The sequence below is a fragment of the Paenibacillus sp. FSL R7-0652 genome, assembly GCF_038595045.1.
In the GTDB taxonomy this organism is placed as follows: domain Bacteria; phylum Bacillota; class Bacilli; order Paenibacillales; family Paenibacillaceae; genus Paenibacillus.
Genome location: NZ_CP152001.1, coordinates 3,525,254 through 3,551,979, shown reverse-complemented (window position 1 = coordinate 3,551,979; position 26,726 = coordinate 3,525,254). Strand labels below are relative to the sequence as shown.

13 protein-coding genes are annotated in these 26,726 nt (G+C 43.7%); 6 read left to right on the top strand and 7 right to left on the bottom strand.

Annotation, left to right across the window (positions count from 1 at the left end; all coding sequences use genetic code 11):
- The first annotated feature begins 9 nt into the window (after positions 1 to 9).
- The 5 genes from MKY97_RS15695 (at position 10) to MKY97_RS15675 (ending at position 7,917) form a co-directional block, all read left to right on the top strand.
- Positions 10 to 3,573 carry a DUF4132 domain-containing protein gene (locus MKY97_RS15695; protein ID WP_342551291.1) on the top strand — a complete coding sequence of 1,188 codons (3,564 nt, stop codon included), beginning with the start codon at positions 10 to 12 and terminating at the stop codon, positions 3,571 to 3,573.
- Between the two features lie 4 nt (positions 3,574 to 3,577).
- Positions 3,578 to 5,446, top strand: coding sequence for a hypothetical protein (locus MKY97_RS15690; protein WP_342551290.1), 1,869 nt, complete (start codon positions 3,578 to 3,580; stop codon positions 5,444 to 5,446).
- Complete coding sequence (locus MKY97_RS15685; RefSeq protein WP_342551289.1) at positions 5,433 to 5,705, top strand: hypothetical protein; 273 nt, start codon at positions 5,433 to 5,435, stop codon at positions 5,703 to 5,705. The genes MKY97_RS15690 and MKY97_RS15685 overlap by 14 nt, the downstream gene beginning before the upstream one ends.
- Positions 5,706 to 5,963: 258 nt before the next feature.
- A complete protein-coding gene (locus MKY97_RS15680) occupies positions 5,964 to 6,506 on the top strand; it encodes a sigma-70 family RNA polymerase sigma factor (RefSeq protein ID WP_342551288.1) in 543 nt (180 codons plus the stop codon).
- Between the two features lie 13 nt (positions 6,507 to 6,519).
- On the top strand, positions 6,520 to 7,917 hold the full coding sequence (locus tag MKY97_RS15675) for a hypothetical protein (protein WP_342551287.1): 1,398 nt from the start codon (positions 6,520 to 6,522) through the stop codon (positions 7,915 to 7,917).
- Between the two features lie 69 nt (positions 7,918 to 7,986).
- Here MKY97_RS15675 and MKY97_RS15670 read toward each other — a convergent pair whose 3' ends face one another.
- Positions 7,987 to 8,370 (bottom strand): hypothetical protein, encoded by a 384-nt coding sequence (locus MKY97_RS15670; protein WP_342551286.1) that lies wholly within the window; start codon positions 8,368 to 8,370, stop codon positions 7,987 to 7,989.
- Positions 8,371 to 8,432: 62 nt separating this feature from the next.
- Between MKY97_RS15670 and MKY97_RS15665 the strand changes: the two genes are divergently transcribed.
- Entirely contained in the window at positions 8,433 to 10,940 is a 2,508-nt protein-coding gene (locus MKY97_RS15665; protein WP_342551285.1) for a WG repeat-containing protein, read from the top strand.
- A gap of 298 nt (positions 10,941 to 11,238) precedes the next feature.
- Here the strand turns inward: MKY97_RS15665 and MKY97_RS15660 are convergent, their stop codons facing one another.
- The 6 genes from MKY97_RS15660 to MKY97_RS15635 form a co-directional block, all read right to left on the bottom strand.
- Positions 11,239 to 11,973: a collagen-like protein gene (locus MKY97_RS15660; protein ID WP_342551284.1), complete on the bottom strand. Its 735-nt coding sequence runs from the start codon at positions 11,971 to 11,973 to the stop codon at positions 11,239 to 11,241.
- Between the two features lie 981 nt (positions 11,974 to 12,954).
- The gene (locus tag MKY97_RS15655) at positions 12,955 to 13,182 is read right to left on the bottom strand and encodes a sulfurtransferase TusA family protein (RefSeq protein ID WP_342556350.1); all 228 of its coding nucleotides are present in this window, start codon (positions 13,180 to 13,182) and stop codon (positions 12,955 to 12,957) included.
- A 76-nt stretch (positions 13,183 to 13,258) separates the two neighbouring features.
- A complete protein-coding gene (locus tag MKY97_RS15650; RefSeq protein ID WP_342556349.1) occupies positions 13,259 to 16,501 on the bottom strand; it encodes a cytochrome P450 in 3,243 nt (1,080 codons plus the stop codon).
- 1,164 nt (positions 16,502 to 17,665) lie between these two features.
- Positions 17,666 to 18,919, bottom strand: coding sequence for an ACP S-malonyltransferase (gene fabD, locus MKY97_RS15645; RefSeq protein WP_342551283.1), 1,254 nt, complete (start codon positions 18,917 to 18,919; stop codon positions 17,666 to 17,668).
- 28 nt (positions 18,920 to 18,947) lie between these two features.
- The gene (locus MKY97_RS15640; protein WP_342551282.1) at positions 18,948 to 22,070 is read right to left on the bottom strand and encodes a cyclic peptide export ABC transporter; all 3,123 of its coding nucleotides are present in this window, start codon (positions 22,068 to 22,070) and stop codon (positions 18,948 to 18,950) included.
- Positions 22,071 to 22,140: 70 nt separating this feature from the next.
- Entirely contained in the window at positions 22,141 to 26,724 is a 4,584-nt protein-coding gene (locus MKY97_RS15635) for an amino acid adenylation domain-containing protein (protein ID WP_342551281.1), read from the bottom strand.
- Positions 26,725 to 26,726 lie beyond the last annotated feature (2 nt).

Here is a 26,726-nt window from a genome sequence, read left to right as displayed (position 1 = left end):
GAGGAATATATGATGCTTACCGCAGACCGCGCAGTAGAGAGTTTGGTAGAAAAGTTTGCTTCCATCTGTTCAGATGACTACTCACTCACGACGGACCGCAGTTCCGAGATTATTGATTATGTCATGGGTGTGACGGATAAATTTCCTGAAATGATGGGTAAAACGAGTCATTACGTCTATCGTACGGTAGAGGCGCTGGAAAAGCTGAGCAAGAAAGAGGATGGCGATATTTTTTTTCGTGCGGGTGCTGTTGCGATGCATCTGGAGTCGAATTATTTCCGAAGAAGTCCTTGGGGAGTTAATGCATTCGCAGCTTGTCTTGGCCAAGATTCGGAGGCGTACGGATTAAACGGGAAAAGCAAGAGTCCGGACCGGATGGGTGCCTTGTTATCCCGTTTGAAGAAAATGAAACAATTTGCTGGCGAAGAAGAGCTTCTCTCCGAGCTTAAGAGTCGTGTGAAGCGGGCACAATGGCTGTTTGATTCGAAAAAAGCAGATAGTCAGGGGAACTTTAGAGATGTTCTTGATGCATTGATTCTCGTAAATCTGTGTTCGCATCCAGATGTTGAGTTTGCGAATAAAGACGAGATCAAGAAACTCAGCGCCCTGCTGCCCGAGCTGTTCCAGCATGTGATGGCTAATGATGCCGAGAAGCTTCATAAAGAGCTTTATGCTTTGATCGAACCATTAATTGCAGGCAGTGTGCAGGGAAAACAAAACAGTTCAACGCAGCTGCTTGGAGAGGAATTCCTTAAGCAGAAACGCAGTGAACTGATTGCCAGCCACTATCCTGAGATTACTTTTTCAGCAAAACATCATGTTTCACATGCCGTTTTCCATCAGACGATGGTGTTAATCAGCAGTGCAGTGCTGTACCTTACCAATATTAGCGGAGGCAAGCAGCGGTTTCTGGATAATGTCAGCGAGGTTGGCAAAGAGCTTATGAAAGTCGTGCAGCACCTGCATGAGCTGTATCCGATGGAAGTTCGCAAATATCTGCTCAGCATGAATCCTCGTTCAAGAAGTGAAGATGATCTGCTGGCTGGGCTGGTGCCGCTGGATGAGCCTTATCAGTTGATCGAATTAATGCAGATTGAGTTGAACTCATACAGAGTGTCATGGAGTATCCTTAAGGCGGCTGTGGCTAATCAGCCTGAGAAGTCCATGCGGGCTTATGAGATTGTCAAAGCGCCATTCCTGAAATTATGTTTTCAGAAGATGATGCTGGATCAGAACATCACTTTACTTCATCCCGAAAGTTCAATAGAAGAGGCTGTATTCCGCGTTTTGCGCCAACCTTTGGAAGGCGGGAGACAAGGACTGGCCATTGCCCGATATCTGAGCGGTGAATATTCACTCGAAGAGTACTGGGCGGATAAGGACAGCCGCGGATTGTTCAATCATGTTAACCGGGACCGAAAACGGATTAACAATCTGATCAGCATCAGCTTCCTGCCGATCGATTCAGACCCGATGCACCGCTTTGCGATTCTGCTCACCCATCCGGAATGGACGCTGGACATTATATCGGATATGTATCACTCGTATGCGTTTAGCGGGGAGCAGATTTTGAACAGGTACGGAGATGATCCCCAGGTCAAACGAGAGCAGTTGCTGACCAGTCTGATCTCCCTGAATGGCATGACGGATTATACGTATCAATCGATGCCTCAGGACGAGTATCGCCGTATTCTGCAGCACAATCTGGAGCATGCGTTGAAACAGTATAAAAAGCTGCCAACGGATACGCGTATTTTAACGCTGGAGGTGGCATTTGAGCAGCGGGATGCGATCCCTAAGAAACAACTGGTGGCAGCTGTTCAGGCAGGTCTGCAGGATGCCTCCAAACGGGCTAACAGTATCGCCCTGGCTGCGTTTAACCACGTTCCTGATCAAGAATTGTATATGATGATTTATCGTGCCGAGAAAAAGGCTTCAATTAAGGAAATGGCGCTGACAGCGGTCCGTAGTCTGGAGAACAGCAGGGAATTGTACATGGAGCTTCTACAGAACGAGAAGGCGGGAGAGTGGAAAAACCTGATTCAGATTCTGCTCGATACAGCTGAGCTGAGTCCTGAGTATGCGCATGCAGCACTTGCCGACTTGGCCGACGCCAAGAAAATGTCCCGAATCAGCTGGTTACCTCTGAAAGAGCTTCCGTCTCTGATTCGATCCGCGGATGGTCAGCCTTTAGATGATCGTATTAAACAGTATATATTACTGCAGTCGATTGATCATGGGTCTGGACCAAATGAGCGGTTAAATGAACTTAGAGAATATGTGAGCGAAGCTTCGCTTATTCGTTTCTCAACGGAACTGCTGCAGCTGTGGATTCAGGATGGTGCACCTGCCAAGGAGAAATGGGTGATGTATATCTCCGCACTCTTCGGTGATATTCAGATTGTTCATATTTTGACTCCGCAGATTAAGGAATGGACAGAGAACAGCCGCGGTGCAATTGCAGCAGAGGCCGTGAAGGTGCTTGCATATCTGAAAGAACCAGTCGCACTTATGGCGATTGATAAAGTTAAACGCAGTGTGAAGAACCGTCAAGTTAAGGGCGCAGCTGAAGAGGCCCTGCAGCTCGCTGCGGAGAACATGGGACTAACGGCTGGGCAGCTTGAAGATCGGCTGGTTACTTCTCTTGGTTTTGATGAAAAGGGAACACTGCAGCTCAGCTACGGCGAACGCTCCTTCCAGGTTAAAGTTAATGCGGACCTGCAGGTTGTTGTCATCAACGAAGAAACAGGTAAAGCGGTGAAAAGTCTGCCTGCTCCGGCACAAAAGGATGATCCTGAGCTTGCAGCACAATCCAAGACGCGCTTCACTCAACTGAAGAAGGACCTTAAAACGATGGTTACGATTCAGACTGCTCGTCTGGAGGAATCCTTATCAAAGCAGCGCCTCTGGACAGCAGAAGAATGGACATCCCTGTTTGTGGACAATGTGATCATGCAGAAATTCGCTGTAGGATTGATCTGGGGAATTTATGAGAACGGTGAGCTGGTTCGTACGTTCCGATACATGGAGGATGGTACATTCAATACGGTGGACGAGGATGAAACCGAACTGCCATCAGAAGCTCAGGTAGGGTTGGTGCATCCGCTTGAACTGGATCAGGAGACCCTTGAGGGCTGGAGTACACAGCTGGAGGATTATGAGGTCAAACAGCCGTTTGAGCAGCTGAAACGTCAAGTTCACTTGATTGAGGAGGAGGAACAGGATAAGACGGAATATGATCGTCTTCCAGAAGATGAATTCTCACCAACAGCTCTTCCGAAAGCGCTGGAGAAATACGGCTGGATCAAAGGTCCTGCGCAGGACGGCGGCTGGTTCAATGAGTTTTACAAAGAGTATGGAGAGATTGTTGCCGAGCTTCAATTCAGCGGCACAAGCATTACGTATTATGAAGGGATGGAAGATGTTACGCTGGAATCCCTGCACTTCTTCAAACCAAACGGCAAAAGACAGCACTATTATTATGCAGATAACAAATCGATCCCTTTGGGTAAAATTCCAGGCCGTGTATTTAGTGAAACGATCTATGATATTTTAAGAGCGGCGGGGCGTTGATCACGTGGGTATGAGTGAATTCAAGCAGCAGTTCAGGCATTTTTCGAAACGCTGCACAGAGGATTATCTCATTCGTTATGCTAATAAGGGATTATATAAAAGGGCACTTAAAGAGCTGGATCAAGGGATTCTTGTCCAGTACACATGGAATGAGACATCGGTGATCTGTCAGCTGAGTGAGGGTACGGAATGTACCCTCTATGCTTCACTGGATAAGTGGGAGTGCTCTTGTCCATCGGAACATATCTGCAAACATGTACTGATTGCAATTGTTTATGATCAGCGGCAGCAGATAGCAGAAGAAGATGTGTCTGCAGCAGCTTCGGCATCAGAAGAGCCTGAGCCTTTGTCTATGTCTCTTGATGGACATCAATCACCCTCAGCATCAGCGGAGCATGCCGATTCCAGTTCCGTTTCCGATTCTGGCGATCAGCCGATTCCTCTGGTGAAGGAGACAAATCATTCGGGTTATAGTCAGCATGCTCAGTCGGTGGAAACGAATTCCCGTTTTCAGTGGATGCTTGAAGCCGATCTGACAGCGCTGATTAAATCGTATACTTCAACGTTGGTTGAAGAAGTTGTTTTTCGCCTGCGTTACCCTGAAGAAATTCAAATCACAGCGGACACGCTTCTGACAGTTCTTTTGAAACGTCAAGATATTGAGGTTTCCTTCACAGAAGAACCTAATCTGACCAAAGCTCTATGCAAATGGAAGCAGACTGCAGGGAAGATGGCTAAACTTGAAGCCCTGCTGCGGTACCGTATGATTCATGGGCTGGATGATACGGAGGTTCTGAGTATGCGCGCATATGAAGCGAAATTCTCGCTTCAAACGGTTAGCGAATGCCGCGAAATGCTTGCAGGCATCCTTAAAACAGGGCTGGCACGGCTGCCGCAGTCGTATTTAGCGCAGCTGGAGACGCTGGCGATTGCTGCACACAGCGGTAACCTTCCGGATATTGAACGCAGCCTGCGCGGGATTCAGGGAGAGCTTCAGCTTTTCTTCAAAAGACATGTTCGCTTCTCCATGCAGACGATGCTGGAGCGTATAAGTAAACTTTATCTTGCGTTAGAGGTGCTTGTCGAAGGCGATATCTCTGTCAAACAGCAGAGCCAACTCGTTGGAAGCTTTCGAAGCAAGTATTTTACTGTACCTTCACTTCATCTCTATGGCCTGGGGGCTGATTCTTGGGAGACGCGTTCAGGTTTTCGCGGCATTACGTATTATTTCTACTGTTTTGACGATAGAAAAATCTATACGTACAGTGATGTGCGTGCAGTCTATTACGAAGACCAGCAATTCTCATTTGCAGAGCATTATGGAGCATTCACCCCGTGGCTTCCAAGTCTGACCTTCAGCCGGTTTACTGGAGAAGAAGTTCAGTTCCAATCTGTTAAAGTGAACGAAGAACGCCGGATATCGTCCGGTGATGGAGCCCAGCTTACGATTTTGCCGCGTACGAATGTATCTGAGGTTCATTTCGGAGCGTATATGATGGATATCTCTGCTGCGCTTCAGCAGCGGCCGGACTCCACCTCGTTATTCACTGAACCGAAAGAACGACTCGCATTGATTGAAGCAGCTCGGATTGTCGAGCATACGTTCAATAAGCAGACACAGGATCTAATTCTTACGGTGGAAGATCAAGAAGGAAGGCGCCTGCCTCTCACCCTTCCATATTCTTCAGATTGGCAGTCTATGATTAATCGACTGGAATCGGGACTTGGTTCACAGAAGCTGGAGCATTTTTATGCGTTTGTGCGACTGGAGGCAAAGCGGATCACTCCGATCAGTTTCCTGAAGGGCAAGACGCTGCTGAGTTTGAAGCTGGATTCCGGTAGTGGGAGGATAGGACGTTTTGGAAGAAGATAATGGATTGATTCAACAATTACGCGGCTGGTCCGAGGAATTATTTTTACGAGGGTTATCTCAGTTTACGATTCGAGATACGCAGCTGCTGGAGCATATGGCTCTTGATGCACAGCGACTACAGATGCATTTCCTTCATGAATTGATCAGCGGTGTAGTGGAAGCCGGCCGCCGGGCAGCACTTGGTGAAGGGCATGAGGAGCAGCTGCTGGATCAGTACTGCCGCCTTGCTCAATATGTACAGCTCAGTGAGCAGACATAAGCTTAGCATGATGGATTTTTCTTATTAGGCATGTACTGAGCTTCATATGAAAGAGTTCCTCCAGCCTACAGCTGAAATTTCTACCCGGTTATAGATCAATACAATAGATTATTGCAATAGTCAAAAAAGCAGGTGGCCGAGCCCTTGCTTTTTTTGTTGTTGATTGTAAGTAAAATGGATTGGAGAAACGAATATAAGAAGAAAGCAATCTTTTGCTTGGGAAATGAAAGTTACATTTGGAAGGAGGCGTGTAAGGCTGTGAAAGAAGAAGAAATCAGGCAGGCTGTAGCGAATCGTGATCCTGAAGGGATGGAATGGGTGATGAACCACTATTCGGGTCTGTTGTGGAAGATTGCTCATTCTATTCTCCGTCATGCTTCTAATGAAGAGATCGAAGAATGTGTAGCAGATACATTTTTTACATTTTGGCAGCGTCCGGAGGCTTTCCAAACGAGTCGAAGCAGTCTTAAAAATTATCTGGCGACAATAGCTAAACATAAGGCTATCGATCGTTATCGGAAAATGAATCGGAGATCCGAACTTACATACGAAGAACATATTCATTCGGTTGGAACGCAGGATGTTTTAATGCAGCTGATTAGTAAAGAGACGGACGCAGAACTGGAACAATTGATTGAATCTTTTCCAGAACCTGAACGTGAGATCTTGAAACGCCGCTTTTATGAGGGTCAGAAGCCGCATGAAATATCAGAAGCTTTATCACTGCAGGTCAGACAAGTTCATAACAAGTTGTACCGCTCCAGGCAGCAGTTGAGAACATGGTGGAACAATAGGAAGTAAAGGAGGCGATCCTGTGGGAGATTCCAAACATCAATTCACTGAACAGAACCTTTCCAATATTAAAAGTATGTTTTATGAAAAGGTAGCAAAATACGAATCGGATTCAAATGTAAGTGTGATGCCAACAAGATCATTGTTCGACGAGTCTGTCCATGCCGAGAGAAACATAAAAAACATGAAAAGATACCGTAAAGTCTTTTATATTCCCGTGGCGGCAGTGTTATCTCTATGCATTGTGACCGGTGCGGCAGCTTCAATCGGGATCATTGATCTGACTTCCGTTCTTCAATTTCTAGGATTGGATCGGATTAATATCCTACAGCCTGTACATCGAGTAAGTGAAGATCAGGGCATACGTATGGAGGTTATTGGAGCAGTCCGGGATGGAGATGCGGCGGAAGTTTATGCTTCCGTGTCAGATCTGACAAGTGATCGTATTGACGAAACCCTTGATGTATATGATTACAGATTAAGTGGAGGCAGCGCGAGCAATGCCCAAACGATTCATTATGATAAAGCTTCAAGAACTGCCATTGTCCGTTTCATAACGCAAGGTAAAGGCAGCAGCAATCGGATGACGATCCGCATCAATACATTGATGTCGGGAGCGGCGCGGGAAGATGGATACTCTATTCATATAGATTGGAATGCACTGCTTAAAAATAGAGATCAAAGCAGCTATGAATTATTAAATCAAGATCAAATCAGCGGACTGGGTGGTAAAATCGCGAATGAAATGGATAAAAATTCGTTCCAGGTACTGCGAAAGGATCAGACGAATATCTCCGTTCCGGGTGTAGACTGGATGCATATATCCAACATCGGCTTCATCAATGGAAAGCTTCATGTGCAGATTAACCCGGATAATGAGATGGGGGGATACAATCATGGATTTTTCTATTTTACAGATGCGCAGGGGCATAAGCTGGATATTCCCGAATACTCCATCAGCTATGGTCATTATATGAAAGATGGCGTTCGTTATGGTGGAGATTATATCGAATATGTGTACGATCTTACTGCAGTTGATGCTGTAGATAAGCTTAAGCTCCGGGGGAGTTTCACCAATATTGGCGAAGTTATTCAAGGAAAGTGGGAAACGAGCTTTAATCTGGAACAGCATAACGCAAGTAAAAGCGGACATGTAAACCTTGGTAGGAATGCAGACACGCATGTTAAGGTAACCCTTTCTCCAATCGGTATTACGTTAACCGGCGATGATCTAAGTCGAATCCGTATGGAGGATTTGAATATCGAACTGCATCTGACTGACGGCACGAAACGGGCTGCTCGATCCGGATTTATTCAATTGGACAACGACCTGCTCAAATGGATATCATCCGAGACGGTTCCGGTGAAAGAGGTAAGCTATCTCCTTATCGATGGAAAAAAGGTCAGTTTAGAAGAGTAAAAGATTATTTCTGAATTGACACTAATAGAGGAGTGTATTCAATAAAATGATGGAATGAATACAACTGCCTTAATTGGCCGCTGTATTCATTCCATCCATCTTTACTGCTTTGTAGTAAGTCTCATCATCTTTTACTGTGATATAATCAGTTGTCTCGACATTTCTTACTTTAAATAATTTTGTCCCTTTTTTATACTTGTTGGAAAACAGATTCGGTAATTCATTACTTTCATTTGTAGAGTGTTTTTTAATTATTCCAATTTCGATTTCAACTTCAGTTTTAGTAACAGTTTCATTTGTCACCTTGTAAATCCCATTCTTCCACGTTACAACATCAAATGCCCAACTTTGAAGTTCACTATGACCTGAGTTTGAGCATGCTGCAATCAACAACATTAATGTCAGAATGAATACAGAAGCTCTTCTTGAAGAGTGAAGTGGAGGCATTTTCATGTCATATCCCGAGTTATGATGCATACCATTAGGCGAATGCGGTCATAAGGGAGGAAGCGGAGATGTCGATGAGTGAACCGCTATTACTGCAAATTGTAAACCAGCATATTCCGGCGGGTGCAGCGGTCGTAACGATTGATAAACCAATACAGCATCCGGCCGTGTATGCGGCTGATCTCACAGGTGACGGCTTGCCGGAGATTGCCGCTGTATATCAGCTGAATAGCGAACTGTATTTGCTTATACTAAAGTTTGTTCAAGGACATTGGATCAAGATGGCTCTGACCAAGGGATTGGGTTATGGAGTTACCATGTTGACGGCAGCACCTGTAACTTCAACGTTAAGAAACAATCTCATTGTGGGCTGGCAGATCGGTGCGATATGGTCTAAGCTCGCGGTATATGAATGGGCCGAGTCCGGTCTCACGGATACTGCTCCTGACGATTTATATTACAGCTTCGCCGAAATTATCGATATACCGGGTGTGCATGGTCGAGACGGCAAGGTAGAGGTCGCGTTATGGATTCATGATACGGGGGAAGCTTATCGAGTGGAAATCATTCGGTGGCATCAGGGCCAGTGGATTCCCGCAAAGGATGCGTACCGGGCTTATTATCCCAAAGTAGTTCAGTATTACAAGCAGCTCACGCAGCATTATCCGGATTATGTATTCTATTGGTATTACCTTGCGGATGCTCAGTATCACGCGGGTTTATATGCGGCTGCACTTACTTCGGTTCAGAAAGCGCTGAGCTTCCCGGAAGCGTATCCTTCGAGAGAAAATCTGCTTAAACTTGAGAAAAAGATTAAACAGGCCATGGATACCAGCATCCATGCCAGAGTCACAACCTGGTTGTATCCGGTCTCTGTTCGAACAACGAACGGGACTCGCTGGGGATACATGGATGCGCAGGGACATGTTCGTCTGGAGCCGGTGCTGGAGGAGGCTCAGTCTTTTCAGCCGAATGGATTGGCAGTTGTCGTGAAAAACGGACGTGCCGGGGTCATTAATCTTCAGGGGGTGTATGTGGTTCAGCCTGTGTATGATTCGATTAATTCTTTTTCCGAAGAACGGGCCATGGCTATTGATTCTCAAGGGTTCAAGATGATTAATGAGCAGGGCATCGTACTGACCAAACGGGCATACCCGTTTATTTCAGACATGCATGACGGCAGAGCGATGTTTTACGATTCTAATCCGAATCAGACCGATGGTTCGTCAATCCTGTATGGTTATCTGGATGCCTCGGGAAATGAAGTAATACGAGCACAATTTGCCTCGGCGAATGATTTTCAGCAGGGGAAAGCGGTAGTACAGATTAAAGATAAGGAGTATGCTCTCATTGATCGAAACGGAAATCGGATCGCGACATATCCATATGCTTATGTAGGACCACTAGGGGATGGATGGCTCGCTTTTCAAAAAGAGTCCTCGGGCAAGTATGGTTACATTGATGAACGGGGTAATATTCGCATTCAACCCAAGTTTACATCGGCATTTCCTTTTCACAACGGGCAGGCGATCGTTAATACGGCAGAGGATTACAAATCGAGCTATGGTGTCATTAATAAGCAGGGATCCTTTGTAATTCAACCCGCTTATAACGATATTCGGGAGCTAGGTGAGCAGAGATATGCACTCGGGAAAGCCATCGATCCGGAGCAGCCATATATCGGTTCGTTGTATGCCATAGCAGAGATAAACGGTAGGAGACTAACAGAGTTCATCTATCGTAATGTAGAAAATTACAAACATGGCCTTACTTCCGCATCAGATGGCATACAGACGTACCTGCTGGATTTGAGCGGCAGACCGGCTTCAGGGTATCCTCGTGTGACAGGGGCAGGTTCTATGGAAGTTGTGGCGCCGGATCTTATTAAAGTATTTGTAGACCAGCGTTTATCTTATGTGAATCGGGCCGGACAGATCATCTGGCAGCAAAATACGATCGTACCCTTAAATCCGCCTTATCGAGTGCGGGAGGAGAAATATAAACCCAATCGGGATTATCTTGTCTACTATCCGCAGGTTGAAGGATTAAGTAATCAAGCAGAGCAGAATCAGCTGAATGCCAGGTTGAAAGAACTATCCCAGGTCAAAGCGATCCCGGCAGATCAGCAGCTGGATTATACGTATACGGGTGATTTTGATATTACGTTCTATCAGCAGCTGCTGCTTCAACTGCAGTTGACAGGTTACAATTACCCGGCTGGCGCAGCACATGGAATGCCAACGATGGTATATGCCATTATTAATCTGAGTGATGGCCGACTGTATGAGCTGAAGGATCTGTTTAAGCCCAACAGTGACTATGTGAAGGTGTTAAGTCAGATTGTAGGGGAACAGATCAAAAATGATCCGCAGTATTCCTACGTTTTTCCAGATACGTACACTGGAATAAGTGCGAACCAGCCATTTTTCGTAACAGCAGATGCGCTGCATTTGTATTTCAATCCGTATGATATAGCCCCATATGCAGCAGGATTTCCGACGTTTACAATTCCGTTCAGCCAGATCATAAGTATCATCAATACAGAAGGGTCGTTCTGGAAAGCATTTCATATGTGAGCGCAGCAGGAGAGGGCAGCCAAAAAATAGAGGCCATATGCGCAGTACAGTATGGCTTCTATTCTGATTGAAAGAGAAACTGTAGGTGATGTAAGCTGAAGGATTTGTTAGTGCAGGAATTCACTTAGGTCTCGGCTACGAAAGGAAAAGAGCAGAGGAATGTCTATTTAACAACAGCATCCCGCCGCTTCTGAATCCCTAGCCATCCATACTATCTTTTCAAAAATAGACTTATGGAGTGGACAAAAAGCATATACTTTAATTTTTATGCTGACATAGACTATATCGTGGATCGACATTAAGGAGTCAGTTTCAGAATAGTCACCGTGGTATTCAGATTATTATGCAACTGTGCAGGAGTTGCATTCGCATTGACCAGTTGAATCGTTGTTGGAACTGTTGTGACCGTAATAATAACTTCAGCAGATATGGGGCCTCCGCCATTACCTGTGAAAGGCACGGGTGTGATGGGAGTCCCATTCACTGTAAGGTTGAAATCGGCATCGCCCTGATTATGAATGGAGAAAGAGATAAAGTAACTTCCTGTTTCATTGATGGTTATCGTTGAAGATGGCGGCACGAATGTAAAGGCCCCCCCCACGTTAGCCAAAACACCAGTCAACGTAATTGGCGAGTTTCCTGGAACGGTGTCCGTACCTGTGCCGGGATCAGCTCGGAAAACACTTAGGAAATCTGAGATTCCAGCCCCCGTTGGCCCTGCAGGACCTGTTGCTCCAGTTGCACCTGTTGCTCCAGTTGCACCTGCTGGGCCAACTGCTCCGACCGCACCAGCCGGACCCACGGGTCCTTGTATACCAGGAATCCCTTGCAATCCGACTGGCCCCGGTATCCCTTGAGCACCAGTGGCCCCTTTGGGACCTATCGGTCCTATTGGACCAGGAATCCCTGGTACGCCTTGTGGTGCATTAACTGTAACCTTAGGTTTAACCTTTACTACCTTAACCTTCGCACCGCAATGTAAATGTTTTTTGAATTTACGTCTACAAATCCGTTTCCCATGATGATTAATCAATGAACTCACCTCCGTGATATTTCTCCACATACTATGTGCTGTAATCACTGGAGGCGTAGACAACTAACTATAATTCAGAAAATTACAGGGCCCATTATGAGGAAAGTTGTCTATCTCATGGAGCAATATTTAGACGTTAAGATTCTTCTACATATTGAAAAGCCTCTTACCAAAGAGCCAAGAATACAATGCAAAGCATATTAAATCTCTATACATTACACATGTTTGGTATGTGATGCTACACCCGCAAGCCAGTATGTGAGTGCACCTGCATAGGAGAAAAAATACTACCAAAACAAATATTTTGATGAGAAAGTTTGAATTGCAAGGGGGCAATTCGATTAGATCTAAATGGAAATGTCCGCATCAGACAAAGAAACGATTCATACACCTCAGAAAATCTCAATGCTATTGACAAGAAACTTGTACCGATTGCCAAAATGGACAAGATCCTAGCCCGATTACCGATTAGAGATACATCTAAACATTGATTACTTGATTGATCCAAAGGGACATGAGATAACTTACGATTACATACAGCCGGGAACTTGAGAAGTAGCTCAGTATGAATATGACGCATGGGGAACGTAATGGGAAAATTTAAGGAGGTGGTTCATGTTGAGAAGGGAATTCTTAAAATGTAGAAGAGTCCAGATATAAAATATCTATTTAATAACGAGATCGTGGCTTATGAAATGGGCGAACGCAACGACAATGAACTGGTGCTTAAGTCGAATTTGATTAGTTAAAATTCGTAAAAATCCATTTAATTTACTTACTGTTTCACAAAACTCGTATTTTGTACATATGTTCCTTGGATAACAGCAATAAACTCCATGTCGTAAATAACGCTGAATGTTCTGCTAAATCCTGCCCGCAGGGTCACTATAGAGAAGAAAATTACTGCTCTCTCAGCGTAACTATAAATTATGAAGGCTTGAAATAAGCGAACACACTACTGCGTGTTCGCTTTGTTTTTATTTAAATCTTTTTAACGTAAAACTTATAAATACCGTTGTCTTCCTCATAGGAAATCAATTCGTGTTTGGTTTGTCTTACCCAAGCTTGAAAGTCATTAACGGAGCCTTTGTCCGTTGATATTACTTCTATGATTTGTCCGGTTTCAAGACCATCCAGCGGTTTCTTTGCTTTTACGATCGGCATAGGACATGCCAGTCCTTTAGTATCTACTACCAGATCTGTTTTCATAATTTCTTGCAATATGTCCATCGATAACCTGTTGCCACGCAAGAAAAAGGATGTAAATGTCCATTGTTTTTTTAATTCACTTGATACCGACTACTTCAGAGGTACTGGAATAACCTGCCCATACATCTTTGACATATCGACCCTCATCCTGCATCTGTCGAAGCCATAATTCTGCTTCCTCCAGTTTCACATTTTTCGTTTTCTGATAAGTTTCCTTCAAGGTCTCTTCGACTGCTGGAGCCATGCGTCTGCCGTCGCCGCACACATATATCTTGCCCTGTCGGTCTAAAAGATCCATGATCTCTAATCCAGCTCGTTTAACTAGGTCTTGAACATAGACACGGGGTTCCCCGTCAATACGGGAAAAAGCAGTATGCACCTTTACAATTCCCTCTTGCTCGAACTTAAGCAAATGATCCCGATAAAGAAAGTCGGCGTCATTCCTGCATCCGAAAAATAGATGTGCATCTCCGAGGCTGACTCCTTCTTGTTTAAGCGCGTATCTAGCCTGTAAAAACCCTCTAAACGGAGCCACACCTGTTCCTGGACCAATCATGATAATAGGTACGCTGGCATCTTTTGGAAGTTGGAATCCAGATTCCGGGGTTTCTACAAATAACAATACTCGATCTCCAGGAACTCGTTCTGCCAAGTAACACGAAGCTACCCCAGCATACTCACCTTTCCCATTCCATGCAGGATCTCTAAGGACACCAACAGTTATACTTACTTGTTCAGGCTGAAGGCGTGGAGAGCTGGAAATAGAATAATATCTAGGCTTGAGTGGTGTTGAAATCTCCAGAAATCTGGAGAAATTTAACTCACAGGCCTCATATTTCTCCAGCAGGTCCAGCATAGTTATTCGTAAGTCAAGAATCTCGCGGGTGTAATGTTCATCATCCATCACAACCTCTAGTTCCCTCCGATGAGGCGGGCAAACCGTGCTCGTTGCCAATTCCTGTAATTGTAAACGAGTAGCCGGTTCTTGAAGTTCTACACAGCTTTGAAGTAGTTCACGGACGTTTATCGTCCGGTCCATTGGTAAATGTGTTAGGTGTTTGACATCCGCACTCAAACGGATCATTTCCCCACCTTCCAGGTTAAAGCGGGTCAGTACGCGTTCGATGTTTATTTTTGAATTCAATGGCAATACACCAATGTGATCGCCCTCTTGATAACCAATATTTTCGGGTAGACGTATTTCAATATGTCTAGTGCTTCGACCGCTATCTGGAGCTTGCAACTCGTGATTAGAGGTAACCTTCCCATAAAAAGCACCATATGTTTTTATATAAGGAATTTGAGGTGGTTCATTAACGAATTCCATTTTCAGTCCCGATGGAAGTTTTGGTTTGACTGGGTCAGACTGCACTCCCAATGTTTTCGTTACCGCAGTCCACATCCCACGCAGCCAATTCTTAACCTGGTGCTCCATATCGGAATTTGCATCAGCTTCCCCACGAGATAATAATCTTTTTCCTCCGATAGTCTCCATTTGATTATCAATGTAACGCGGGATGCTTTGATATGTTCCAGACCAGCTTCGATCACCGTAACCAAACACGGCATAACGTACTCCTTGCCCTGCACCTGCTTCAGCTTGTTTTAACCATTCGACGAACTTTGTTGCATTGTGAGGAGCCTTGCCATTGTAGGATGCAGTAACAATAATGACCAGAGCCTGGCTCGGCAATCTCCCTGCCCAGTCATTGAGTGATGCTATTTCGGTTTGGATCCCATAACCAAGGGCTGTGTGTGTGATTTGCCTAGCGATGCCTTCAGCTGTACCTAAATTGGAGCCATATAATACAAATAATGACGGTTCACCATTCTTTGCAGCAGATTGGTTAGATTGGCTTAGGACCGTGACTGTCCCAGTAGTGCTGTCAGCTTGAGTTGGTACAGAAGTCGAGTTCAAAGACGCTGTTGTTGAATCCGTTAGTGTTTCTGGATCCCGGGGTTTAGCCTGAATCTGAAAATCCCCAGGCTTCAAGGTCAACGTCTGTTTAACATCCAATTGATAATTATTAAAGTCATTAAGTTCAAAGTTCTTTAGGATCATGCCCACAACCAAAGTTGCTTCGTACAAGGCGAACTGCATCCCGATACAAGCACGTTCGCCGTTACCAAAAGGTTTGTATGCATGATGAGGCACTTTAGTCGGGTCTTCAAACCGCTCTGGTCTGAAAAATTCTGCATCCTCTCCCCAAACGGTGCGATCACGGTGAAGCCGAGTAAGAAGTATACTGAGATTTTGGCCTTTGGGTATATGAAATCTCTCCCCAATAACTGTATCCTCTTTTGCGTAAACTTCAAAGCCCGGTGCAGTCGGCCATAGCCGTAACGATTCATTAAGGATCAAACGGATATACTTGAGCTGGAGTACTTCTTCGTATGAAGGCGTAGAACTTGTCAGAACCTTATCCACCTCTAATTGTGCTTTTTTGAGAACCTCCGGATTCTTCAGCAGGAGATAAAGTGTAAAGGATAATAAGCCGCTTGTGGTCTCATGGCCAGCGATCAAAAAGGTGATGATTTGATGTCTAATATTTTCGTTGTCCAGCCTTTCCCCACTTTCAGGATCACGGCCCTCCAGCATGCGCGCAAGAAGATCCGTTTTCCCTGCCTGAGAACTCGCCTTTCGCTCAGCAATAATTTGGTCAACCAGTGTAAACATCGTCTCGATGTCTGATTCAAACTGTTTTTTGGTTCGAAACATCAGCATATTCTGAATTTTCATGCGTGAACTTCTGTGCATGGCTTCGTCCAAGGCCCGCACCATACTTTTTACAAAAGGTGCATGCTCTTCGCGGTAAAAACTATTGAACCGATAATCGAACCCGCAAAGACCTATGGTATCCAGGGTCAAACGTGTCATATCGTCAGCGACATCGATCGAATCCTGAGGGTTCAGTCTCTTCCATTTCAGGATTAACTGTTCGGCGACATCAATCATCATGGGGTGATATCCTTTCATCGCCTGTTTTCCGAATGTCGGAAGCAATATATTGTGTGCTTTTCTCCAGTTTGGCTCGTGTGTCCAGCTTGTAAACAGACCGTCACCGCCAAAAGCACGGACATTTTGTAACTCGCTAAAGACATATTTGTCAAATCGGTTCACATCACATGCCTCTGCGACTAGATCAGGACCAGAGAGCACAATCGTTGAGAACCCTGGTGCAGTAAAACGAAAGATAGGTCCATATTTTTCTGCCAATGTCCCTAAAGTCAGTGAGGGCTGGTCAGGATCAATTAGCGGCATGTTACCCAACGGACCATATGTTGGGGGTTGGGGAATTGAATTGGTAGTCATTTTCATCATTCCTCTCCTTGTATAATTCGAAAATAGCGTGAACTTTTAATTTAATGATAGTTAATTCTATCATTTGATTTAATAATAATTCAAATCATTTAAATTTTCAACTTTACTGTTTGGCTGCAGAAGAACAATATCGCGATAACTTCCTTTTCCAACTCTAGACTCTTAAAATTCACCCGAAGCTGTCTTAACCTTAATTCGATTACACCCTGTTATTTTTTGATTGAAACTAAATACTTTTAGAGCGATTGTTTAGTATTTTTTTCGCTTTTTCAAAACTCACATTCACGACCCCTTTCATATTTTATGGGCTGTATGTTTGAATATCTGGAAAATTAAAAAGTCCCCAAGCATGGGAACTTTTTTTTGACTACGTTATAAAGGGCTATGGTATCACTTATCTTCCTTCTTTAATGATTAAAGATCATTATTACGAACATTTACAATTTGTCAGATTTAAGGATGCTGCATTGATTAGAAAGTTGTATCTTTTTTCATATAGCCAGCACATTTTAGATATGATTTGGTACCAATTACATCTCCATTCAATAAATAAAGTATAATAGGGAAATCGGATATGCAAAATTGTTTAATTTTCATATGGGTATAACTTCAGGTTATATTATTTATATTTTCGGTACCATTCATAAGAAGTATTCCTGATAAAAAAGGAGTTAGCCCAGCGTCAGTTATCCATAACAACGTGAACATTTTCAAATAAATGGTATAAGTTCTTGTCCTGGGCTTAAGAACTTATACCGATAAAATAAAAGAAGCCGCTATAATAGCGACTTGCATGGAACAATGTTATTGTCCCGCGACAGGAGTTGATCCCGAATGCTATAGTGTTCGCCCTACTTGTCATGACCATGATTGATGCTGGTTGGGACGTAAGATCCCGTATAACAAGCGAGGCTATGGAGCGACAAAAAGAACTTCTGACCTTTAACTGCTGGCATAAAAAATGCCCCCCTTAGAATTTCATTGGATAAACCAGGGGTTTAATCCAATGTCTATTCTTAGGGGCACTTCATGTCAACTTAGGGCGAACGATTATGTCCGTGGTACCGCCTAAATTCAGATTTCTCTGCACTTGATCAATACGATGAAGATTCGCACTAACCATCTTATCTCTGTGAGATCCCTAATACCTACTATTTCTCATCATAGTCTCTCCCCTCCCATCAATTGCATCAACTTTTTGATTGGGATTGCGGATTTTATGCTAACTTGAAAGAAATAATCAAATATCTCATCTTCATCGACCTTCTTAGTCGTAATAATTCGCTGGAACAATCGCAGCGTTTCTCTTTGTTCTGCATCCGTTTCTTTTAATTTTTTTTCTTGGGACTTAGCTTCTAGAGTACTCAGCTCTTTCAGAGGCTGTAAAGCACCATATTCATATTCCTCTCTATTGTTATTGCGATTTGGCACGAGCAGCGCCGTTGAAAGACAAGCTGACAGTAAAGTAACATATTTGGGTTGATTGTATTCACTCATTAGTTCTGCAATTTGGTTATCATGCTCTTCACAAGAAAACGCATCAATATGAGGTAAAGTTTGCTTCATCATATTACGTAAGGCGGAGCGAGGCCCAATTTCAATAAACGTATTTACTCCCTGTCTTAGCATCCAATCCATACTATCTGACCATCGAACAGGATGCAGCATATGGTGACTAATTCCTGTTCTTATATCGTCTAAACTTACATAAGGTTTGGCAGTTACATTACCAATAACAGGCCATTCCCCATCGGCAAAATTGATCTGCGATAAAATGTCTAAAAGTTGAGCATTTGCACTTGCCATATACGGGGTATGAAACGGTGCTGATACATGTACCGGATAGACAGTGCCTCCCAATTTAGCAAGCTTGTCACTTGCCTGACGAACCTTTGAGTTTTCGCCAGAGATCACGATCTGATCTTCAGTATTGATATTTGATATTTGCACAAGTCTGTCTCCTTTAGATAGAAGGGAACAGACTTCTTCAATGATAGAACGATGCAATCCTTTTATTGCAGCCATACCTCCAAAACTATTTTCAGCTGCTTGCTGCATTAATTGACCTCTTTTATTGACAAGAGTAAGTGCATCATCAAAAGACAGTACTCCTGAACACGTAAGTGCTGTAAACTCTCCGAGACTATGTCCTGCTCCGCATACTGGCTTTATATTATAATTTTCTTTTAAAATTTGATACCAAGCATAACTGTAAGTAAATATAGCGGGCTGAGCATATTCTGTTTGCTGTAACACGTTCGGGTTACTATCATTCATTACGGACAATAGATCATACCCCAATATGTCACTTGCTTGATCAAAAATGCACTGAGCTATCTTGAATCTATCAGCTAGATATCCCATCCCTTTATACTGACTGCCTTGTCCCGAGAACATGAATCCTAACTTGATCAATACCCTTCCCCTCCGCTAAAAGACTTGGTTATGTTCCATATGCTGGTAAAGAACCATGTTGTTTTGGATCCAGCATTTCCATTTTTCCAAATTCCATCTTCACCAGCTTATCTGCTTGTTCGAAATATCGATCGTCGTGAGTGACTGCGATAACGCATTTCCCCCGTAATTTAAGTTCAGGCAGTACATGATGATAAAAATAACGGCGATATTCAGGATCCTGGTCCGCAGCCCATTCATCAAAAAGATACACCGGTCTGTCTTCGAGGTAACTTATGAGCAGCGCTAGGCGTCGACGTTGTCCTGAAGAGAGGTCTGTAGTGCTGAATTTCCCATCTTCTATAGAAACCTTTTGTTCAAGCTGCAGCTTCTCTAAATGGTAGTCAATAGAGCCCTTATCCAAGCTGTTCGTAAGACCATAAAGTTTGTCAAATAAATGATACTCACTAAATACGGCTGCAAACAGCTCGCTCTGCTCTCCGTTCAGTTTCGGTTTCCCATTGACGAATAAGTTTCCGGATGATGGTTTATAAAGCCCGGTAAGCAGTTTGACCAGGGTTGATTTCCCGCTGCCATTTCCGCCGGTGATAAAAGTAATCTCTCCAGCACGCAGAGTCAGATTGATGGGTCCGATCGAAAACGATGTCCCGTTGGGAGAAACATATTCATAATGAATATCCTGAAGTTCAAGATGGCTAAACTTATCGATTTGGTGTTCTTTAGTCATGTTCGAATTTGTTTCTGAATGTTTCTCATCATCCAATTCGCCGGCGAGCTCATTCATGCGATTCCAAGCGATGCGAACACGAATTAAATCAGGTACTGCATCCAGCACTCCCCTTACAGGTGCGCCCATATATAAAAAGATGAACACAAAACTACTGAGTGAATAAGATTGCACAGAGTCAAACAAGATTGGAAAAATAAATGCAACAACACCGATAACGACTGTAAATAAAATTTCGCCAATGACAAACACGTTGGCAAAGCGAATATCCCCTTGGATTCGCCGCTGTCTATATTCGTCACAAGTATCGTGCATATCGATCTGAAACTGTTTCTTTTTATCCTGATGCAAACTTAATTCTTTAAACCCTTGGGCCATGTGGCCAATGTACTTGTAAAATACGTTCTGAACATCTCTTGTCCTCGCCCAATGCTTGTTTGCATGTCGACCAGCCACATAATAAGCTAAGGCAGCAAGCGAAACTACGAGTAAAGATATGAGCAGCCCATATATGTTCAGATAGCCTAGATAAATAAAACAAAATATAAGGGTGATGATGCTCGTTAATCCGAAAACAAGAACGTTAATTCCACCACTAATGGTTTCAATATCGTGATTCAGTACAGCGTATAGCTTTTCCTTGGCAACTTTCTCGACCTTATAATATGGCGAGCGTAAAATGCGATTAATAATTTCAGTTTGTTTTTGATAAATAAGATCATTCGTGAAGCGAATCAGTTGACTGCGAACGATCTTTTGACTAATCACATAAGCTGCTAAACCCATTAGAAAGAAAGTAAACAGTCCTGTTTGAAATGAACTTGTATTTATAAGTGCTTGGTTAATGATAAAGATAATGAGTGTATTTCCAAGTCCACTTACGAGGCAAAGCACCGCAAATGGAAAAAGTGGAGTTCTTTTCCCTTCACCTGGAAACATTGAATGTAGCAACATACATAGCCCGAATAATATTAAACTGGCATATAAGATAGAGACCGCCATCTTTAAGCTGGGAGGTGCCCATACCTCCGCAAAACTCCAGTTAACGCCGTTAAAGAGTACCTGGGGGATATATAGAAAAGCGACACCTACACCTCCAGCAAACAAAACAAAACCAAACACCCGCATCACATGTTTAATCCAACCCTGGACGGACTTTCTGCGCCGCTGCAAAATATCTCTCACCATGGTACCGAGAAACCACAAGGATAACCCCATAAAAGGTATGGAAACTGCCAAAATAACTACTGAGATTTTATCGACCGTTCTATAGATGTCACTTAATTCGGTTACCGGTTCTTTGCCGATCATGATGTCCAAAATGCCCTGTCCGATTACAAGTGTGCTGGATGAATTTAAATTTGCCATCACAGCCACTCCAACCTGCTCTTCCGGACGAAAAGCCACAAATGAGGAGTATGCAGGATTGTTACCTGAATGTGAGAGTTCCCCACCACCACTCTGATATACATACCATCCTGCAGCATAAGAGGAGCCGTCAGAGTCCGGTGAGACGGTACGATCAGGCATGTGTGACATACCTATGATCTCCTCCATAGAACCTTTAACAGGAACTGTGTTTAAGTGAATTTTGAGCCACTGTGCCATATCATTGCTATCGGAGTAGAGATATCCGGCTGGCGTATTTCCGCGGTAGATTGGGGCGTCAAATGGACGGGCATTCAAATATCCTAATTTATACCCTTGAGCCATAGTTCCACTAGTTTCCGCCTCTGCTTTGGAAAGGAAGGTATGTTGTAATCCTAGCGGTTCAAGAACTTCTGTATTCATGTATTCTTCGTAGGACTGATTGGTCACCTGCTCAATTACATATCCAAGGATGTCGTAATTAATCGTTGCGTACTGAAAACGCTCACCAGGAGAGAAGTCCAGTGTTGTTCCACTTAAATTTTCTATCGTTTCCCTTAAAGCTGTATCATCGTTGCTTGAAGGAATACTCGTGATAGACGTAAATGGAATACCGCTTGTTTGGTACAGAACCTGCCTTAATGTAACGGAATCACTGCGGTTGGAGTCCTTTGTATGGAATTTGATCCAAGGGATATAATCCGTGACCGAGTCATCCAAGTTCAGCTTACCTTCCGCCACCAGCTTAAGAAGTCCAAGCCCGGTAAATGCTTTGGTTGTCGAACCTAGTTCAAAGATGCTTTTTGGGGAAACGGATTGTTTCTTATCGACATTAGCAAAACCAAAACCCTGCTGGTAGATGGTCTCATCTCCGTGAACGATGGTAACCGCCAATCCGGGAATAAGGGATTTATCCATCTGACTCTTAATCAGATGCTCAATCTGTTGAAGTTGTTCATCCTTGGGTAAACTAGTCTGGCTTGCCTCTGCAGAGGCAAGATAAGATACAGGATAAATCGCTAATAAAAGGCCTGTAATACACATAACAATGGTCATTATCGTTGAACTTATACGTGCTCCTCTTCGTATCCGCATACTCCGCTCCTTTAGTTTACTGACGCTGAAGTTAGGAAAAAATACTATCCAGTTCGTCTTGCGTTAAATCGACGCTTTCAAAGTCAGAGGGAGTAAATTCCTTTGTATGCTGGACCGAACAATGCTGCGTGATGTCCAGCAATGAAGCGTAAAAACGATCCATAATCAATTTAACCTGCTTCTTTTCGGCCAGCGATACATGGACAATACGTGCTTCGAACCTTAATCTGTGATCAAAAATACCGCCATTAATTTCTACTTTATGACGCCCACTACTTTGTGAAGCAGTCAGTGCATGAATTGAATTCACCAGGCTAAAGTCTGCTTGGTTATTTCTTTCTGTAAACTCCCCTAAATAATTAAAGATAAAATCATTGTTCGGGGCGTCTGGCATTGACCGGTGGATATATTTCAGGACTCCATAACCAACACCGCCTCGCGGTATTCTTCGAAGTTGTTCTTTCACTTTTATGATTAGGTCACCCCATGAAGCAGGTATTTCAGAAAGGACAAAGGGATAAAGACTAGTAAACCAACCGATGGATCTTGATAAATCGATAGTATTTATCTTTTTATCTCCTCCTTGTGGCAAAGCTTCTCGCCCGTTCCCTTCTAAATCAAGGCTTACGGCCGACTTTCCTGTAACCTCTCTTATCGCAGCAAATAAGCCTGCTAGAATAAGTTCAATCGTTCTCGTGTTGTATGCTTGGTTAGAGGTTCCAAGCAAGCTGGAGGTGATGTCTTCAGGAATCTCAATATAATGCGTCTCGACAGTTGATTCGTTTTCCACATCGTCACTTGAATCGTTAAATCCTTCTGCACTCGGACTGAAAAAAGGCATTACTTTACATATGATTTCATTCCAATATGACTGCTCCTGGTCATAGAAAGATGATTTCAGGTAGTGTAATGATTCTGCCCAACGGAGATACGAAGTGGTCTTGTGCAGAAATCTTGCCTCTTCTCCTTTTCGAGACTGTTTTGCAGCATGATTAATATCTTCCAATAGAATTCGCCAAGACACTCCGTCCATAATGACATGATGGGCAGTCAAGATAAGATAAAGGGGTTGGCTGTCTCGACAAAACAGAATAGACTGGATTAACCTATCGTTTTCCAAGTCGAGCTGCTTTTCAATACGGTCCACTTTTTCCAGCATTCTGTTGTAGATGTCATCCGGCGATTGAGCTGCCTCACCTAATTCATACACGAGATGTTCAGCCGGCCGAGGGAAATCGTTATAAAAGAAACTCGCAGATCCTTTCACCTTATTGATGCGGAATATATCATGGTAATCATACAACTGATTAAGCAGGGTACCGATCTCTAAGGCGGAAAGATTTCGTTTTACTTTTAGAATAATGCGCTGATGATACTGCTGAGGGCAATCAAGTTCAAGTGTATTAAACCAAGAAAGCATAGGAGTGTCTGGCAGCGGGCCGCTGCAGGGCTCCTCCTCCTGCTGCAGATTTAATTTTTGAATGAGCCTTGCCATATCGGTTACGACGGGATTAGATAAGATGTCGTTAGCTGTAAGTAGATAACCTTGTTCACGTAAATATGAAGAGACCTGAATCGCTTTAATGGAGTCTCCTCCCATGTGATAGAAGTGTGTGTCATAAGCGATATGTGATAATTGTAATACGTCAGCCAGCACGGTTAACAGCGATGTGTACCCCGAATTGTTTTCAGATAATTCATCAAGATGTCCAGCTTGATTTGATGTGGAGATTATTGGAGATGGAAGGCTCGCTTTATCTAGCTTGCCGTTTCGTGTCATAGGCAGTTGATCAAGGTATACATAGTGGTGCGGAACCATATAAGATGGCAGTTGCTGTGCTAAAAACGTCTGAATGTTCTCTGGAGTTTCTTCCTGGTTTAAGATGACATATGCACATAATTGCTGTGTGCTTCCCTGAATTGAAACGGCTGCTACCGCTGCTTCACTCACGGAAGGATGTGATAAGATTATGTGTTCAACTTCACCAGGTTCTATACGATATCCACGGATGCTAAGCTGATTATCGAGACGGTTTTTATATTCAAGAAGTCCGTCTTCTCGGAAACGTCCCCTATCACCTGTTTTGTAAATTCGTTTTCCGGTTTCGAAGGGATGAGGTAGGAAGCTTGTCGACGTTGCTTCCGCTCGGTTCAAATACCCCAGAGCAAGTCCGTCACCAGCTATATAAATCTCACCTATTTTCCCTCTTGGAAGAAGCCGGAGATGTTCGTCGAGCACGTAGATTTGCACATTGTCGGCCGGGACTCCAATAGGTAGAGATCCTTCGAGATCCTTTAATTTATCGTACGTATAGATCATGCAGCCTACTGTAGCTTCGGTAGGTCCATATTCGTTGTGTATAGAAACTCGCCCGCCCCATGCCCGATCGATTGCTGCTGCCGTGGCCACTTTGAAATCTTCCCCACCGACAATTAAAGATTTAATGGTACAGTTACGTAAGTCCATGTCTTTAAGCAAGGATAGGTGAGATGGCGTAAGCTTGAGAACCGTTACTTTATTTTCTCTTACAATTTGATATAACGGATGCTCGATTCCGTCGTCTGGATAAATCACGATGCTTCCACCACATATGAGTGGAGTGAAAATGGAAGTGACCGTCAGATCAAATGCGAGAGAGGAATAAAGAGCAAAAGCATCTTGCTTCCCGTCCGTGTACATTCTAGCTGCCCACCCAATATAGTTTACTAGTGAACGGTGCCCTACTAGCGTTCCTTTAGGTTGTCCTGTAGAACCTGAAGTGTAGATAATATAGGCCAGATCATCGGCTGTGGAGCTGCTTCGAACCGCTTCTTGATATACATTTTCATTACCTTCATACCATAAGGTCTGAGATTCAATCCACTCGCCTTCATACGGAAAACGCTCGGTCCGATCCGTTACAATGATGCTTACACTCGCATCCACAGCCATGAAGGAAAGCCGATCAAAAGGTGCCGATTGATCCATTGGGAGATAAGCAGCTCCGGATTTGAGTACCCCAAGAATAAATGCAACCGTTTCAATGGAGTGATTCATATAAATTCCAATGACATGTCCTCTACCCATTCCCTTAGATCGTAGGCGATCCCTTACTTTGTTCGCCAGATTGTCCAGCTCTGCATAGGTTAGACTGACTTTTCCAAAGCTCACTGCCGTTTTTTCAGGAGTAAGGCAAACCTGATTTTCTATAAGCTGCGTTATTATCGTTTCACGATTATAGTTGTGTGCGGTATCGTTATATTCGTACAGCTGCCAATTCACTTCCTGTGAAGAAAGTAAACTTAGCTGACAAACAGGAATATTGGGTTCGTTCATTCCCTGTCTCAGCAAACGACTAGCGATAATGTACATCTGCTCAATTTCCTCATCGGAATACACATCAACTTGGTAATCCATATCCAGAGTTAGTGCTGGATCAGACGACCAGTCACGGATAATCCATTGTAAGGCGTACCATTGTTCTCCACTGTAAAACTCAGTATTTTGAATAGATAAATCCATGACTTCAATCGTATGCCGAGTATTATAGTAATTAATAGACGTATCGAAAAGAGCAGCTTGTTCAAATCCCCTATTTCGTAAGTCCTGCAGCAATAGATCATAAGGGTAACGGTGGTGTTTATAGCATTGTTTCATCTCATCTTGAATATGTTGGATCAATTCTAAAAAAGTCCAGTTTCCTTGTATCTCCATGCGTAAAGGCATGGTGCTCGTAAACATACCAAATGTTTTTTTCTGAACAGCACCGTTTCGATTCAATAAAGGCATGGCTATCGTAATTTTTTGCTTACCTTCAACACGATGAAGGTAAGCAAAATATACGGCTACAAACAAAAGATTGACTGACAAGGATGTTTGTTTCGAGAAATCTCGGATTGCTTCAGATAACTCGTTGTCCATCACAAAGGATTTTCGTTTTCCACGTAATTCTGAAACGGACAAGGGAGCAATGTCCGACGTATCTTCGAATTTGTCCAGCCAGTACTCCCGATCTTGCTTAAATCTAGGAGAACGTTTATAACGATCTTCCTGTTCAATAGCATCCTGAAGTCGGGATCCTAACAGAACAGGAGGTTCTGACTCGGTCCCCTTGTTTATGGACTTCTCTATTCGCTCATATAACATCCATAGCTGGTCTGTAAGGAGTGCTGTCGACCAACCATCCGCAACCACGTGGTGCAATTTAATCAGGAGTGCACTGACCCCCTCTCGAATGATACACAGTGAAAAGGTATAAAGTGGAGCATTCAGGAGCTGGAACGGTGTGCTTGCCTGCTCTTCAACCCATTCCTTGAAGCGGTCTTCTGGGTTAGGCTGATTCGAGAAGTTTACTAATGCCGCAATGCACTGATCAGCAGAAGGTTCTTTAGCAACAAATTGCTGCAGCTCACCGTCTTGTTGTACAAGCTGCACTCTTATGCCTTCATGATGACGTATAAACAATCGAATGACTTCTTCCATTAATTCCGGTTTAAAGGCGCCCTGAATGCGGATTACTCCTCCGATGTTATGCATGGGGGAGCCGGGGAACAATGATTCCATGGAGCTAACGCGTTTCTGGGGATGCACCAATTGGAAAATTTCATCTGTTTTGGAAGCCTGCTTATTGTTCATGA

What these genes read in the sequence shown, in the direction of transcription:
- MKY97_RS15695 (WP_342551291.1), top strand. Translation starts at nt 10, where the DNA reads ATGATGCTTACCGCAGACCGCGCAGTAGAGAGTTTGGTAGAAAAGTTT.
- MKY97_RS15670 (WP_342551286.1), bottom strand. Translation starts at nt 8,370, where the DNA reads ATGAAAATGCCTCCACTTCACTCTTCAAGAAGAGCTTCTGTATTCATT.
- MKY97_RS15665 (WP_342551285.1), top strand. Translation starts at nt 8,433, where the DNA reads ATGTCGATGAGTGAACCGCTATTACTGCAAATTGTAAACCAGCATATT.
- MKY97_RS15655 (WP_342556350.1), bottom strand. Translation starts at nt 13,182, where the DNA reads ATGAAAACAGATCTGGTAGTAGATACTAAAGGACTGGCATGTCCTATG.
- MKY97_RS15650 (WP_342556349.1), bottom strand. Translation starts at nt 16,501, where the DNA reads ATGAAAATGACTACCAATTCAATTCCCCAACCCCCAACATATGGTCCG.
- MKY97_RS15640 (WP_342551282.1), bottom strand. Translation starts at nt 22,070, where the DNA reads ATGACCATTGTTATGTGTATTACAGGCCTTTTATTAGCGATTTATCCT.
- MKY97_RS15635 (WP_342551281.1), bottom strand. Translation starts at nt 26,724, where the DNA reads ATGAACAATAAGCAGGCTTCCAAAACAGATGAAATTTTCCAATTGGTG.